At 71.0% G+C, this 13443-nt stretch carries 15 protein-coding genes and 1 pseudogene; 9 read left to right on the top strand and 7 right to left on the bottom strand.

Going from position 1 to position 13443, the window contains the following annotated elements; all coding sequences use genetic code 11:
• Nucleotides 1–70: 70 nt before the first annotated feature.
• Nucleotides 71–1546: a bifunctional aminoglycoside phosphotransferase/ATP-binding protein gene (locus OG956_RS37200; RefSeq protein WP_330343044.1), complete on the bottom strand. Its 1476-nt coding sequence runs from the start codon at nucleotides 1544–1546 to the stop codon at nucleotides 71–73.
• Nucleotides 1547–1631: 85 nt separating this feature from the next.
• Nucleotides 1632–2501 carry a universal stress protein gene (locus OG956_RS37195; protein WP_330342420.1) on the bottom strand — a complete coding sequence of 290 codons (870 nt, stop codon included), beginning with the start codon at nucleotides 2499–2501 and terminating at the stop codon, nucleotides 1632–1634.
• A 197-nt stretch (nucleotides 2502–2698) separates the two neighbouring features.
• On the opposite strand from OG956_RS37195, the gene OG956_RS37190 reads away from it, so the two are divergent.
• The 3 genes from OG956_RS37190 to OG956_RS37180 all read left to right on the top strand — a co-directional run bounded on the left by OG956_RS37190 (nucleotide 2699) and on the right by OG956_RS37180 (nucleotide 3644).
• Nucleotides 2699–3004, top strand: a complete 306-nt coding sequence (locus tag OG956_RS37190; RefSeq protein ID WP_330342419.1) for a universal stress protein — start codon at nucleotides 2699–2701, stop codon at nucleotides 3002–3004.
• On the top strand, nucleotides 2941–3261 hold the full coding sequence (locus tag OG956_RS37185) for a universal stress protein (protein ID WP_330342418.1): 321 nt from the start codon (nucleotides 2941–2943) through the stop codon (nucleotides 3259–3261). Before OG956_RS37190 ends, OG956_RS37185 begins: the two co-directional genes overlap by 64 nt.
• Before the next feature lie 113 nt (nucleotides 3262–3374).
• Entirely contained in the window at nucleotides 3375–3644 is a 270-nt protein-coding gene (locus tag OG956_RS37180) for a DUF1876 domain-containing protein (protein ID WP_330342417.1), read from the top strand.
• Between the two features lie 12 nt (nucleotides 3645–3656).
• On the opposite strand, the gene OG956_RS37175 is transcribed toward OG956_RS37180, so the two are convergent.
• On the bottom strand, nucleotides 3657–4334 hold the full coding sequence (locus tag OG956_RS37175) for a CBS domain-containing protein (RefSeq protein WP_330342416.1): 678 nt from the start codon (nucleotides 4332–4334) through the stop codon (nucleotides 3657–3659).
• A gap of 116 nt (nucleotides 4335–4450) precedes the next feature.
• Here OG956_RS37175 and OG956_RS40350 point away from each other — a divergent pair, with 116 nt between their 5' ends.
• Together OG956_RS40350 and OG956_RS37170 are read left to right on the top strand one after the other, a co-directional pair.
• A complete protein-coding gene (locus OG956_RS40350) occupies nucleotides 4451–4561 on the top strand; it encodes a DUF1918 domain-containing protein (RefSeq protein ID WP_443065649.1) in 111 nt (36 codons plus the stop codon).
• 27 nt (nucleotides 4562–4588) lie between these two features.
• On the top strand, nucleotides 4589–5374 hold the full coding sequence (locus tag OG956_RS37170; RefSeq protein WP_443065648.1) for a helix-turn-helix domain-containing protein: 786 nt from the start codon (nucleotides 4589–4591) through the stop codon (nucleotides 5372–5374).
• Nucleotides 5375–5378: 4 nt separating this feature from the next.
• Here OG956_RS37170 and OG956_RS37165 read toward each other — a convergent pair whose 3' ends face one another.
• On the bottom strand, nucleotides 5379–6059 hold the full coding sequence (locus OG956_RS37165) for a CBS domain-containing protein (RefSeq protein ID WP_330342415.1): 681 nt from the start codon (nucleotides 6057–6059) through the stop codon (nucleotides 5379–5381).
• 193 nt (nucleotides 6060–6252) lie between these two features.
• Between OG956_RS37165 and OG956_RS37160 the strand changes: the two genes are divergently transcribed.
• Nucleotides 6253–7128 (top strand): universal stress protein, encoded by an 876-nt coding sequence (locus tag OG956_RS37160; RefSeq protein ID WP_330342414.1) that lies wholly within the window; start codon nucleotides 6253–6255, stop codon nucleotides 7126–7128.
• A gap of 56 nt (nucleotides 7129–7184) precedes the next feature.
• Nucleotides 7185–7295 (top strand): annotated as a pseudogene (locus OG956_RS37155) (hypothetical protein); the annotation flags it as partial.
• Here OG956_RS37155 and OG956_RS37150 read toward each other — a convergent pair.
• A complete protein-coding gene (locus OG956_RS37150; protein WP_330342413.1) occupies nucleotides 7296–8570 on the bottom strand; it encodes an APC family permease in 1275 nt (424 codons plus the stop codon).
• Nucleotides 8571–9128: 558 nt separating this feature from the next.
• On the opposite strand from OG956_RS37150, the gene OG956_RS37145 reads away from it, so the two are divergent.
• The gene (locus tag OG956_RS37145) at nucleotides 9129–10406 is read left to right on the top strand and encodes a vanadium-dependent haloperoxidase (protein ID WP_330342412.1); all 1278 of its coding nucleotides are present in this window, start codon (nucleotides 9129–9131) and stop codon (nucleotides 10404–10406) included.
• Between the two features lie 102 nt (nucleotides 10407–10508).
• Complete coding sequence (locus tag OG956_RS37140) at nucleotides 10509–11753, top strand: MFS transporter (protein ID WP_330342411.1); 1245 nt, start codon at nucleotides 10509–10511, stop codon at nucleotides 11751–11753.
• A gap of 100 nt (nucleotides 11754–11853) precedes the next feature.
• On the opposite strand, the gene OG956_RS37135 is transcribed toward OG956_RS37140, so the two are convergent.
• The gene (locus OG956_RS37135) at nucleotides 11854–12123 is read right to left on the bottom strand and encodes a hypothetical protein (protein WP_330342410.1); all 270 of its coding nucleotides are present in this window, start codon (nucleotides 12121–12123) and stop codon (nucleotides 11854–11856) included.
• Between the two features lie 363 nt (nucleotides 12124–12486).
• Nucleotides 12487–13383 carry a GNAT family N-acetyltransferase gene (locus OG956_RS37130; RefSeq protein ID WP_330342409.1) on the bottom strand — a complete coding sequence of 299 codons (897 nt, stop codon included), beginning with the start codon at nucleotides 13381–13383 and terminating at the stop codon, nucleotides 12487–12489.
• Between the last annotated feature and the right edge of the window lie 60 nt (nucleotides 13384–13443).

The following is a 13443-nucleotide window of genomic DNA, read 5'->3' as shown; positions in this document are numbered from 1 at the left end:
ACTCCCTCGCTCCCCCACCTCCACGGTCACCCCCGCACCGCACCCGGGCAACACGGCCACGCGCGACACCTCAGTCCGGCTCCATGTAGGGGCGGCGGAAGACCGGTGCCTGGCCGGTGCCCCACGGGCGTACGGCCGCCAGCGCCTGGGTGACCGCGGACTCCAGCGCGCCACTGGTGTCGACCGGGACGGCCTCGGGCCACGCCGGCTCCTTCGCGGCCATGGCGGTGGCGACGTCGAGGTCGGCGTCGGAGACGCCGGGGGCGCGCGTGCTCAGGCGGGCCGCCGACAGTTCGCCCGGCACCTGGCAGTGGAGGGCCACCAAGTGGGCGCTGGTTCGGTCGGCCACGCGCAGAGCTGCTTCGCGCTGTGCGGCGTCGGACCAGGTGGCGTCGAGGACCACCGACTCGCCGGAGGAGAGCAGTACGGCCGCGCGGTCGAGCAGGGCGGCGTAGGTTCTGGCCGTCCACTCGGGCGTGTACAGCCCTTCGCCGTAGCCCGCCGCGGCGGACTGCTCCGCCGGGATGCCCGCCAGCTCCTTGCGCATGCGGTCGCTGCTGAGCAGGGTGACCCCCAGCCGGTCGGCCAGGGCTGCGGAGAGGGTGGACTTCCCGCTGCCCGGCAGTCCGCCGACGAGGGTGAGACCGATGGTTGAGGTGCGCAGGTGGCGCAGTGCCATGGAGGCGAGCCGCCGCGCCGCGGTTTCGGCGCCGGACGTGCCCTGCCGGGCCTGGATCACCGAGACCTTGGCGCGGACGAAGGCGCGGTAGGCGACGTAGTGGTGCCACAGGGAGGGTGGTGCGGGATCCCCTGAGTATTCGCCGTACCGGGCGAGGAAGTAGGCCGCGGCCTCCGGGGCTCCGAGCTGTTCCAGGTCCATGGCGAGGAAGGCGGCGTCGTCGAGGCCGTCGACGTAGCGGAGGCGGTCGTCGAACTCCAGGCAGTCCAGTATCCGGGGGCCGTCGTCGAGGCAGAAGACATCCTCGGCGAGCAGGTCGCCATGGCCGTCGACCACCCGTCCCTGCTCGATGCGGGTGTCGAAGAGCCGCTTGCGCCCGGCGAGATAGCGGCGCACCAGCCCTTCGATCTCGGTGAGGCAGCCGGGCACGGCGCCGTCCGCGGCCAGCGCCCGGACCTGCGCGAAGCTCGCCTTCCATCGTGCCGACAGCGCGTCCCGCGTGCCCTGCTCGGCGACGTCGCGGCCACGGGGCGCGTTTGCGTGCCATGCCGCCAGTTGCCGGGCGACGGTGCGAAGGACGTCGTCCACGACAGCCCCCGCCCGGACGAGGTGGGAGAGGCGGCGCTCTTCCGGCATGCGACGCATCACCACGAGTGGTTCAGGCGACTCGCCATCGGGACTGCGGAACTCACCGATCCCCACGTAGACATCGGGGGCGAATCGGCGGTTGAGGGCCACTTCGCGCTCGCAGGCCGCTCGGCGGGCCGCGACCGTGGTGTAGTCCAGGAACCCCAGATCGACCGGCTTCTTGAGCTTGTAGGCTCGGTCGCCGACGAAGAACAGCGTCGCGGTGTGAGTCTCGCACACCGCAGCGCGCGGCAGCGGCTCCCCGTCGTGCGGGACACTCGACCGCAGAGCGGACGCGTCGGCACGCGGCTCGCGGACACCTGGCTCAGTCATGGGCAACCACCGCGACCGGACAGCGTCCATGATGGACGGCTGCCTGCGCCACCGGACCGAGGTAGTGCGCCGGACCGGCACGATGCCGGCGTCGGCCCACCACCAGCAGCGAGGCGCCCTCGGCAGCTTGTACGACGGCCTTGGCGGGGCTTTCGAGACGGATGCTGTCGGCCACGTCCACCCGCGGGTACTTCTCCCGCCACGGCAGCAGCGCTTTGCTCACCTGCTCCTGCGCGCCCCGGGTCGTCTCCTCGCTGAAGCCGTGGTCCACTCCCCAGGGAGTACGTGCGCGAAGCGGCACGCTGCGGCCGTGGACGGCGAGGACGGGAAGCTTCCTGACCGCAGCGGTACGAAAGGCGAAATCGAGTAGGTCGTCCGGCGATCCGCGCAGTTTCAGAGTCACAACGACGCTTCTCTCCGCCGCGGCTGCTCTCCTCGCGTTCCGGGGTTCAGCGCGCACCAGCACCACGGGCCGCTCCGCCCGTGCCACGACGGGCATGCTGACGTCCCCGAGGAAGTAGCTCTCGACGGACTCGAGTCCTCGGGAGCCCACCACGACCATCTCCGACTCGGAAGCCGCCTGGAGCAGAGCGTGTTCGGCGTCGTCGGCAACCAGGCTCGTGTCGATGGCCAGGCCCGGGTGGCGGGCCCGGAGTTCCGCCTGCGCTGTGTCGACGAGACGCTTCGCCCAGTAGTTCTGATCGACTTCCGCGGGGAGACGAGCCGGCTCCGGGGCAAGCGTCGGCAACGCGTGCAGCAGCCGGAGAGTGAGTTTTCGCCTCCCGGCCTCTTCGGCGGCCCAGCGGGCTGCGGCCAGGCTCTCGGGCGAGCCGTCGAGGCCCACGGTGACGACTGGTTGCATGACGGCTGTCTCCGTCTCGTAAGAAGCTGGAGGGGACGGCGAACGAGTCCGGTCGTGTGGACCGGTCGGGCATCGCCTGCATACCGGAAGAGATGCGTTCTCCTCCCTTCGAGGATCTCCCGGCGCTCGCCGCGACGCATGTGGGCCCCGGGGCGGGCCTGAAACCAGGGCATGCGGCAGGAGAGGGGCAGGCGACGGTGACGATTCCCCTTGCGGTGGGCGTCGACGGATCCGAGGCGAGCCTCGCGGCCGTCGACTGGGCCGCCGACGAGGCGTCCCGGCACGGGATCCCGCTCCACTTGCTGCACGCGGCGGTCGGTGAACAGGAGGCGTCCGCCGTGATCAGGGCTGCCTCGGCGCGCGCCAGGGAGGGTGCTCCGGCGGTGCGGTTGTCCAGCGAGGTGTCGCAGGAGGACGCGGCTTCTGCCGGCTCGAGGCCGTGCACGCCTGGAGGGCACCGTCCGTGCCTGTACGACACCGCAGGCACCCTCATGGCAGTTTGAGGCCCACCGGCGTCCCCCGGCAGGTGCTCGACGACGCTCTGCGCCGGCCCACGGAAAGGTACCGCGACGCCGCGGTGAGCCGGTGCTTGATCGAGAAACCGGCGTGCCAGGCGCTGCTGGAGGCCGCGTCGACAGCGGATCTGCTGGTCGTGGGTGCTCGGCGGCGACGTGGGCATCCGGGGCTGCAACTCGGCCTGGTCAACCATGCTCTGCTGCATCACGCGCCGTGTCCTGTGGCCGTCGTACCCCAGATGTGACCGCCGCAGGGACCGGCTTTCAGGGCCGGTCGCCGGTATCCCGGGACCTTCGGCCCCGTGATCCAGGACGGCCGTCGTCGGATCGTGGAGACGTGCCAGGCAAGGAGAGAACGATGTCGCACACAGGACAGTGGAAGGTACGTCTCGACCTCTTCGAGGACGACGATGGGACGACGAAGGCCCACTTGGTGCTGGACACCGGCACCACGGCACTCACCGGCCACGGCATCGCGCACTGCCACCCGGCGGACACGAACGTGCCGGAGATCGGCGACGAGCTGGCGGCAGGCAGGGCGCTGGTCGATCTGGCCCATCAGCTGCTGGAGACCGCCGAACGCGACGTCCAGGCCAACGCCCGCCAGACAGCCGGACAACCCTCCTGATGCCCAGCCGCTTCACACGGTCCCAGGAGGTGTGTCCCGGGCGTCATCCGTCCGGAAGGCGATCTGCGCGGTGACCGAGACCACGCCGTCGATGCCACGGCACAACTGTTCGATGACGGGGATCAGACTCTTGTGCTCCACGGTGCCTGCGAGGGTGACCCGCCCATCGCGGACCTCCGCGGTCACGTCCCTCGGATCGAGCCCCAAGGTGCGCTGCAGAACGTCTCCGGTGATCTCCTCGCGGATGGCGTCGTCACGGCGCAGGAAGACCCGCAGCAGATCAGCACGACTGACGATGCCCAGCAGCCGGTCGGCCTCGTCGACCACGGGCAGGCGTTTGACATTCTGGGTCTCCATGAGGCGGGCGGCCTCGACCACGGTCCACTCGGGCCGTGCGCACACCGCGGGAGCGGACATCAGTTCCTCGGCCCGGGATCCCTCGGCCTTGGCGCGTTCCCAGGCCTCCAGATGCGGAATGGGGGTCCTGCCGGTCGGGTCGGCCTGGTCGGCGCTCTTGCGCAGCAGGTCGGCCTCGGACACCACGCCCATCGGGCGGCCGAGCTCGTCCACCACGGGTACGGCGGTGACCCCGTTCTCCTCCAGCAGCCTGACGAGCTCCTTGAACGGCGTGTCGGGCCGTGCCCGGACGACGTCCCGGGACATGAGCTCCTCGACTGTTCGGTGATGCATGGTGCCTCCCGGGTGCGGGACACCCGCCGCGCGGATACGAGGCCGCCGCCCCGTGCGACGGTGCGGCCCGCGTGGCAGGTTGGATACAGCACCATTCTGAGGAGAGGGCGGCGATCATGCGAGCTCACCTCGGCGACCAACTCGTCATCGAGAGTCCGGCGACCGGCGCAGCCAGGCGCGACGGTGAGATCGTCGGACTGCACCACGACGACGGAACACCCCCCTAGGACGTGCGCTGGTCGGACACGGACGACGTGACGCTCGTGTTTCCGGGGCCGGACGCCCACATCCGCCATCTCGAGCACAAGCAGCCCCCGGGGGTGAGCGAGGCGCCGCCGGCAGCCGGCGAGGCAGCGGCCGCGTCCGCGGTGACCAGGCCGGCCGGGGCGGGCAATCCCGGTGACATCGGCCGGCGGGTGGCCGTCGAACGCCGAAGGCGTGGGCTCAGCCGAGAGGAGACGGCCGGCCGCGCGCGAATGTCGCCCTGCTATCTGGCCTATCTGGAGGAACAGCCCGCCGATCCGACCTTGGCGATGCTCATCAGGCTGGCCGACGCGCTGGGTACCTCGGTCGCCGCGCTGCGTGGGGGAGGCATCGATCTCCTGCCCGGTCAGCAGGGACACGCACTGCTGCACCCTCGTCTGTGGGACCTCAGCCCCCAGGAGTGCCGCACCCTGCTCTCCACGCACGGGGTGGGGCGAATCGCGGTGGCGACGTCCGACGGCCGTCCGGCGGTCGTCCCGGTCAACTATGAGGTCGTCGATGACGCCATCGTCTTCCGGACCGCGCCCGACTCCGTGACGGCGGCGGCAGCGGAGACGGAGGTCGCCTTCGAGGTCGACCACGTGGACGACGCCCTGAGCCAGGGCTGGAGCGTGCTCGCCGTCGGACCGGCACGTGTGGTGACGGACCCCGAGGCGGTACGCGGGCTCGCCCAACGCGCGCACACCACGCCGTGGGCGGGTGGCGCGCGCGAGATGTGGGTCTCGATCGAACCCACCAACCTCACCGGCCGCCGGATCACCCCTGCCGATCAGTAGACGGTCATGGCTCGTACGCAGGGCTGTCCGGTCCTGAACCCTCGCGGTCGAGTCGGGATTCGACGCCCACGACGCCCTCCAACCCGCTCACGAGACGCTCGGCGACCCAGATGAGCGAGGTGTCGTGGACGGGCCCGCGGAGCTCGACGACACCGTCCCGCACGGACACGTGGATGGCGTGGGCGTGCGTGGGGAACAGGTAGGACACCACCGTGCGGCGGACCTCCTGCTCGATGTCCTCGTCCGACCGCAGGAAGACCCTCAGCAGGTCGCCACGGCTGACGATGCCGCGCAGTCCGTCCTCGGCATCGACGACGGGGAGCCGTTTGACGTGGTGGACGGCCATGAGGCGTGCGGCCCGGGCCAGGGTGTCGTCCGGGCGGACCGTGACAGCGGGCGCGCTCATCACCTCCTCAGCGGTCGCACCTTCCGCCTTGGCCAGATCGGACCGCAGCCGCGTGCGCTCGGAGCGGGTGGGCCGGCGATCCCGGAACTCCTCCTTCGCCAGCAGGTCGGCCTCGGACACCACGCCGACGACCCGCCCTTCGCCGCTCACGACCGGCAGGGCACTCACGTGGCGCTCGTCCATGACCCGCACGATCTCCTTGAACCGCGTGTCCCGCCCGACGGCGACCGCGGGCGTGGTCATCACATCGCTCACGATGTGCGGAACAGTGACGGGCATGTCTCCGTCCTCGAGGGGCGGCCGGGGGAACCGGCTCGGCCGATGCCTCAAGCATCACCATGACCTGGCAGGTCGCAAACCGGCCGGAGAACCACCCTGGCCCCGGGCCCGGCGGCGTGTCGCGGCACCGGGCAGGCAGTGCGACGGTAGTCACAGGAGGATCTCGGCACCGGGCGAGAGGGCGGTGACGTCTATGGGACTCCCACTGGTCGTGGGCGTCGACGGATCGGACTCCAGTCTGGCAGCGGTCGACTGGGCCGTCGACGAGGCGGCACGGCACGGTCTGCCGCTCCATCTCGTCCATGCCTCCCTCTGGGAGCGCTACGAGGGAGTCCAACCGTCCTTCAGCACAGACCGTCCGGCCGAGGAGGTCATGGCCGAGCACATCGTAGCGTCCTGCGTGGAACGGGCCCAGCGACGCAATCCCGGGGTCAAGGTGTCCGGCGAGGCATTGCCCGAGGACGCCGTGTCAGCGCTGCTACGGACGGCGCCCGAGGCCTTCGCCCTGGTCACGGGATCTCGTGGGCGCGGCGAGATCGCCGGGATGCTGCTCGGGTCCGTCAGCCTCGCGGTCGCGGCCCGCGCCGTCTGCCCGGTCGTCGTCATCCGGGGCGCGGAAGACAACCGCCGGGGAGCCTACGGCCGCGTGGTGGTGGGGGTCGGTGACGCGTCCGGTGGTACGGGGGCCGTACGGTTCGCCGTCCGGGAAGCCGAGGTGCGCGGCTGCGCCCTGACAGCCGTAAGGGCCTGGCGCAATCCGTCACAAGAACCCGTGGACCACATGCTGATCGCCGACGACGCCGCCAGGCTGCGCGAGGAGCGGGCCGCGACCAGCCTCGAAGACGCCCTGCGCGAGGTGGTACGGGAGCATCCCGAGGCAGATGTCCGTCGCAAGGCGGTCGAGGGCGCCGCCCACCGGATCCTCCTGCAGGAATCGGGCGAAGCCGACCTGATCGTCGTCGGCGCTCAGCGTCGGCACGGCCACTTCGGTCTGCAACTCGGCCGGGTCGGTCACACCCTGCTGCACCACTCGGACTGCCCGGTCGCCGTCGTCCCCCAGCCGGTCTGAGACCCGCCGCAGACACTCGGCCTCCACAGCCTGCGAAGGAGAGGGAAAGGTGGCGGATGTCGGAGCGGACACGGGAGTGGACGGGTTACGACCCCACCACCGAGCAACTGCGTGAGTCCCTCTGCACACTGGGCAACGGCTACTTCGCCACACGCGGCCCACTGGCGTTACGACGCATGTCGTGCCGTGAGGCGCCGACGCACGCCGTAGGCCGCCGCTCCGAGGGCGAGCACCGCCGCCCCCCACACCACGGACGTCGCAGGCAGGGTGAAGGCCAGGACCGTGCAGCCGGTCAGCCCGACCGCAGGGACGATGCGCGGCGGCGGGTTCTCCTCCTGGGTCAAGGTCCAGGCGGAGGCGTTCGCCACGGCGTAGTAGGCGAGCACGCCAAAAGACGAGAAGCCGATCGCGCCGCGCACGTCTGTGGTGGCGGCCAGGATCACCACCACGGCGCCCACCAGCAACTCCGATCGATAGGGCACCTTGAACCGTGGATGCACGGCGGACAGAGCATGCGGGAGGTGACGGTCCCGGGACATGGCCAGCGCGGTCCGAGAGACGCCCAGGATGAGCGCGAGCAACGACCCGAGGGCCGCCACGGCCGCCCCCACCCGCGCCACCGGGACCAGCCCCGGCACCCCGGCCTGCCGTACTGCCTCGGCCAGCGGCGCGCTCTCCCGTGCCAACCCGTCCGGGCCGAGCACGGCCAGCACGGACACGGCGACTGCCGCGTACACGACCAGCGTGATTGCCAGGGCCAGTGGAATGGCCCGAGGGATCGTCCGGGCCGGGTCTTTCACCTCTTCGCCCAGGGTCGCGATCCGCGCGTATCCGGCGAAGGCGAAGAACAGAAGGCCGGCCGCCTGCAACACCCCTGTGAGGGAAGCGTCCGACCCGATGTCAAGCCGCGCGGTCTGAGCATCAGTGGAGGTCAGACAGGCCACCACCACGGCTCCCAGCGCGGCCAGGACCACGGCGACGATCGCCCGCGTCAGCCAGGCGGCCTTCTGGACACCCACGTAGTTGACGGCGGTCAGCGCCACCGCGGCAGCCACCGCGACGGCGTGCGCCTGGGCCGGCCACACGTACGACCCCACGGTGAGTGCCATCGCCGCGCACGAGGCGGTCTTGCCGACCACGAAACCCCATCCGGCGAGGTACCCCCAGAACTCGCCCAGCCGCTCACGGCCGTACACGTACGTCCCACCGGACTGCGGACTGCGTGCCGCCAACCGGGCCGAGGAGGTGGCGTTGCAGTACGCCACCACGGCGGCGACGGCCAGCCCCACGAGCAGTCCCGAGCCCGCCGCCCGCGCGGCCGGCGCCAGGGCGGCGAAGACCCCCGCACCGATCATCGAGCCGAGCCCGATGACGACGGCATCGACAACGCCCAGCCTCCGCTCCAGCACAGCGGCCCCATCGTGCTGCGACGCCTGGCTCACTCTCCACCACCATCTGTCGGCATCCGGGACCGCGAGACCATACCTGTCGGGGATGAACAGGAGGTCGCACGTGTCGCAATCCTCGGCTCCCGAAGTCCCGGTCGGAGTTGTTTTCGTCGCTCCCGGAGGCGGTCACGAGCCGGGCGGGCGTGCTGCTGCTGACCCGTCTGCTCCCGCTGGTCTGAGTTGCGGCGTGGATCGGGTCCCGGCAGGCTGTAGCTGGCGCTCGACCGTGATGACGTGAAGAGGTGATCGGGTTGCGCACCATGCGCCCGGTCGGCCCTCCGAAACGTCGGCGCTGGTGATGTGTGCCGCCTTGTGAGCCGGTGTTTCCGCAACGACCGGCCCAGCCCGGGTACCAGCCGGACCAGAACCGGCTTCTCAGTCCCCGTCCCGCCCCGGAGCCGATGTGCGGGGTGCGTCTTTGTGGCATTGGGCTGCGCACGCGCCGTTCGATCCGTGGTGTCCGCCGGCCATGTGGCCGGCCGTGACCCGGATGGGTGACGTGTACGGCAACGGTCACCACGACCCGCCGCCGACGACAAGGAGCCGCAGAGCATGGGCGGAAAGCAGAAGACACTCGTCATACTGGCCGGAATTGCGCTGACAGCCGGACCCACCAGCCCCGCTTTCGGGGTCGGCGCCACTCACTCGTCCACCCTGCCCACCGCAGCCACGGAGCCGGGCACGTCGGTCGTGGAATGGAACCGCGAGCTCATCACCATCCTCAGTGATCCGAAGGCGCAACCGGCCGGCGTCCAGCCCACCCGCAGCTTCGCGCTCCTCCAGGCCGCCGAGTACGACGCGGTGGTATCGATCACCCGGGCCGGCCCCGCCTACAAGTTCTCGGTGGCGGCGCCGCGAGGCGCTCGTGCCGATGCCGCAGCGGACCAGGCAGCCCACGACGTGCTGGTCGCCCTGTACCCGGCCCAACGCGCGAGCGTGGACCAGCGGCTGAGCAGCCAGTTGTCCGCGATTCCGGCCGGCCCGGACAAGCAGGCGGGCATGACGGTGGGAGCCGCGGTCGCCCGCCGGCTGATCAGTCTGCGGTCCCACGACGGGTCCTCGGCGAAGCCGCCTCGCTTCCGGCCCGGCGACAAGGCCGGTGACTACCGGCGCACCCCTCCGGACTTCCCGGAGCCGGTGTTCACCAACTGGGGCTCGGTCAAGCCGTTCGTACTGGCCGGCGGTGACCAGTTCCGCCCAGCGGCGCCGCCTGCCGTGAGCAGCGCCGCGTACGCCACCGCCTTGAACGAGGTCAAGAGCCTGGGGAGCAAGACCAGCACCACCCGCATCCCCGATCAGACCGCGTCCGCCAAGTTCTGGGCGGCGGCGCCCATCTGGAACGTCTGGAACCAGATCGCACAGAACCTGGTCACCTCCACGAACACGAGCCTGGAGCGGGCGGTGAAGGTCTTCGCCCGCCTCGACCTGTCCCTCGCCGACACCACCATCGCGCTGTACGACGCCAAGTACGCCTACCGCGTATGGCGGCCCGTCACCGCCATCCGGCTCGGCGGCACACACTACAACCCGGACATCGCCGGCGATCCCCACTGGGCTCCCCTGTTGACGACCGCCCCGGACCCCTCATATCCCAGCGCTCACGCCGCCCTCAGCCAAGCGGCGGCAACGACGCTCACCGGGTTCTACGGCGCGCGGCATCATCTCGCGGTGACAACGAAAGGCACCACCCGAACCTATGCCGGCTTCCAGGAGGCGGCCACCGAAGCGTGGCTCAGCCGCATCTGGTCCGGCCAGCACACTTCGATCGACAACAGCGCGGGCCGACAACTCGGCTCCCAGGTAGCGGGCTTCGTGGCAGATCACCTCTGACCGTCCACACGCGGCAACTGGACCGCTGTATGACCGTAATCCAGGCCCGCTGCTCCCTGCGGACGACAACTGGCGGCACCCTCGTGGCACCGAGGCGGCCCCGTGCGCGATGAGGACGACCGGTTGCCCGCAAACGCGCGGATGGCACGGGTAGCCGTATCGGCGATCTTTTTCGTCCACGGTGCGGTCTTCGCCTCCTGGGCCGCCCGCGTGCCCGCCGTGCAGACCGAACTCCGTCTCTCCGCAGGCATTTCGGGCCTGGTGCTGGCCGGTCCCGGACTCGGGGCGCTGGCCGGCAGCCAGGCAGGCGGGCTGCTGGTGCGGCACCTCGGCAGCCGTGCGGTGAGTGCGACGGCACCCGTGGTGCTGAGCGTGCCGCTGGGCCTCATCCCGGTGGCACAGTCGCCTTGGTCCCTGATGGGCCTGCTGGTGGTGCTCGGCGCGGCCGACGGGTGCACGTCGGTGGCGATGAACGCTCAGGCGGTCGTCGTGCAGCGGCGGTACGGACGGGCGGTGCTCAACTCCATGCACGCCATCCGCAGCGTCGGCGCTGTCGCCGGCGGGCTGGCCGGAGTGGCCACGGCGGCCCTTGGCCTGACATTGACGACCCAGTTCGTGATCACGGCTGCCGTGCTCGCCGTGGTGTCGGCGGTGGCGGCCTGCGGGCTCGGGCCGGACAGGGATCGCGCGCGGCAGGCGCAGCGGACCAAGACCGCTCGTGTGCCGGACGCGGGCGAACAGGATGCGGCCGATCACGGGCCGAACAGGTGGATGCTCGTGCTGCTGCTCGCGTTGATGACCTTCCTGACTGCTCTGGTGGAAGATGCCCCCGCCTCCTGGAGCGGCGTGTATCTGAGGCACGTGGGGGCGGACGCCGCAACGGCCGCCGCCGGCTATGCGGCCTTCTCAGCAGGAGAGGGCGTCACCCGGCTGTTCAACGACTGGATGGTCGACCGCATCGGCTGGGCCCGCCTGATCCGGGTAGGCACCTTGTGCTGCGCCGCCGCGCTGAGCGCGGCGCTGCTGCTCGGACAGCCCGGGACCACGCTCCCGGCGCTCGTTGTCGCCGGTGCCGGCATCAGCGCGGTCTTCCCCGGTGCGTTCACAGCGGCGGGTGGGCTTCCCGACGCGCCCCTGGCGATGGGCCAGGTCGGCTTTGCCGGAAACCTCGGCTGGCTGCTGGTCTCCCCGATCATCGGCGGCTTGGCGACGGTGGTCGGCCTTCCGATCGCCCTGGGTCTTCTGGTTGTCGCTGCGGCAACCATCGCCGGCCTGGCCCCGATCACCCGCTCGGCCGCACCACCGCACTCGGGTACCCGGCAGATCGCCCAGGAGATGAACAGCTGACCAGGCCGATCGTCGGAGGAAAGAAGGTTCAGTGCGGACTGTGCGCGTCAGAAGTCGATCAGTGGATGGGCCGGTCCGGAAGTTATCCCAGGGAGATAGGTCACGAAGTCGCCGGTGTCATATTAAGACGTGCCGCCCCCCGTTCTTCCACATCGGCGCGCGGATCGTCGCGCAGCCGCATCAGATCCGCCGTCTCCTGCGCTCCGTGCGGCACCGGTGTGCGCGCATAGGCCCGCCGCCAGGCTGCCGCGTCCGCCGGAAGATCCGGCATGGTCTCGGTGGACACCCGCGTGTCGTTCGGGATCAGCCAACTGTTCAGGAAGCCACGCGTCTCTTCCGCAGTCGGACTCGTCATCGTCGCCGTTGCCATGCAATCACGCGAACACCCCACCACCTCCCTGGACCGGCGCTGAGGCATAACCGAGAAGCATGCCGGTTGCTGCTGACCCCCGACAGCGCGGCCGCCCCGACCGGTTTCTCCTCAGACCGGTCGTCCGGCCGGGCCGTGCGCACAACCCCTTGCCCAGAGGGGCGCAACCGCCCGGCCCGCTCCGTCGTAGTCCTCAGCGGTTCCTTGACGGGGTCGCGGTGCGGCTCGATCTCCCCCCACCTGACCCGGCCCGTTCACGTGTCGGCCCATGGCCACCGGAAACCAGCTCTTGAGCAGCCTGGCTCAGTCCGCCGCCTCGCTCGTACAGATCCTGAGGGACGACGTGACCGCCACGGAGGCCGCTCAATCCGGCGTCAGGGCCGCCGTGGGCAGCCTGGTGAACGTGAGCAGCCGGTCGACCTGGGTGAAGTCGGAGGCCGCGTACGTGCGCAGGGCGACAGCGGGGTCCCGTTCCGGGTCGGCGCCGGCCTCGTCGAGGTAGACGATCGCCTCGCGGGCGCCCAGGCCGACCAGGACGTCCAGCGCGTTGCCGAGCAGACCCAGGCCCATGCCCTGGCCGCGGGCGTGAGGGGCGACGGTGATGCTGCGGATCAGGCCGACCCCGTCCACGGGGCGTTCGAGGGTGGCCTGGGCCAGGACGTGTCCGGGACGGCGGACCTGAAGGTGTTTGCCCGGCGGTGAGGTGGTGTCGTTCATCTGGACGTCGGCGAGGTGGGGCAGCCCTGCGATGGGCAGCTCGGCACGCAGGTACCGGCACCGGCCTCGGGTGGTGAAGCCCGCAGCCTGAAGAGCTTCCCGAGTGACCCGGCGGTGGTACTCCGGCAGACCGACCAGGCCTCGGGTGATAGCGCACGCCAGGGTGAAGGCGTGCACGGGCCGGCTGTCGTTGCACTGCAGCGTCTGGGCGATCAAGGCCTGTGCCGTGGAGAAGTCCTCGTGGCAGTGCAGCCACAGCAGCAACGCCGTGCCGTCGCCGGGCTGCCCGGCGCAGGAGACGGCGCCCGCGATAGCGCCGCCGGGTGTGCACAGCACCGTGGTGATGACCGTCCCCGCCAGCGCGGCCCACGCATCGAGGTCAGCATCTGAGCGGCCGGCCACGGCGTCGGCGAGCATGCGCGCGGAACACTCCGGCTGGCCCGGCAGCCGGTCCGCCGCGAGCAGCTCCAGCACCCCCGCCTCGTCCGCCGACTCGAACGGACGCAGCTCCGGCGGGTCCGACCCGCCCACAGTGATCGCCACAGCCGCACCTCCCGGGTGTGTGCGGCACTTCCCACCTCCAGCCTCCTCCCTCCAGGCCCG

The sequence above is a fragment of the Streptomyces sp. NBC_00557 genome, from assembly GCF_036345995.1.
Classification (GTDB): Bacteria; Actinomycetota; Actinomycetes; order Streptomycetales; family Streptomycetaceae; genus Streptomyces.
This window is presented reverse-complemented; position numbering and strand designations above follow the sequence as displayed.

Coding starts and splice junctions, on each gene's coding strand:
- OG956_RS40350 (WP_443065649.1), top strand. CDS start 4,451: ATGCGAGCTCACCTCGGCGACCAACTCGTCATCGAGAGTCCGGCGACC.
- OG956_RS37165 (WP_330342415.1), bottom strand. CDS start 6,059: ATGCCCGTCACTGTTCCGCACATCGTGAGCGATGTGATGACCACGCCC.
- OG956_RS37195 (WP_330342420.1), bottom strand. CDS start 2,501: ATGCAACCAGTCGTCACCGTGGGCCTCGACGGCTCGCCCGAGAGCCTG.
- OG956_RS37135 (WP_330342410.1), bottom strand. CDS start 12,123: ATGGCAACGGCGACGATGACGAGTCCGACTGCGGAAGAGACGCGTGGC.
- OG956_RS37180 (WP_330342417.1), top strand. CDS start 3,375: ATGTCGCACACAGGACAGTGGAAGGTACGTCTCGACCTCTTCGAGGAC.
- OG956_RS37160 (WP_330342414.1), top strand. CDS start 6,253: ATGGGACTCCCACTGGTCGTGGGCGTCGACGGATCGGACTCCAGTCTG.
- OG956_RS37145 (WP_330342412.1), top strand. CDS start 9,129: ATGGGCGGAAAGCAGAAGACACTCGTCATACTGGCCGGAATTGCGCTG.
- OG956_RS37175 (WP_330342416.1), bottom strand. CDS start 4,334: ATGCATCACCGAACAGTCGAGGAGCTCATGTCCCGGGACGTCGTCCGG.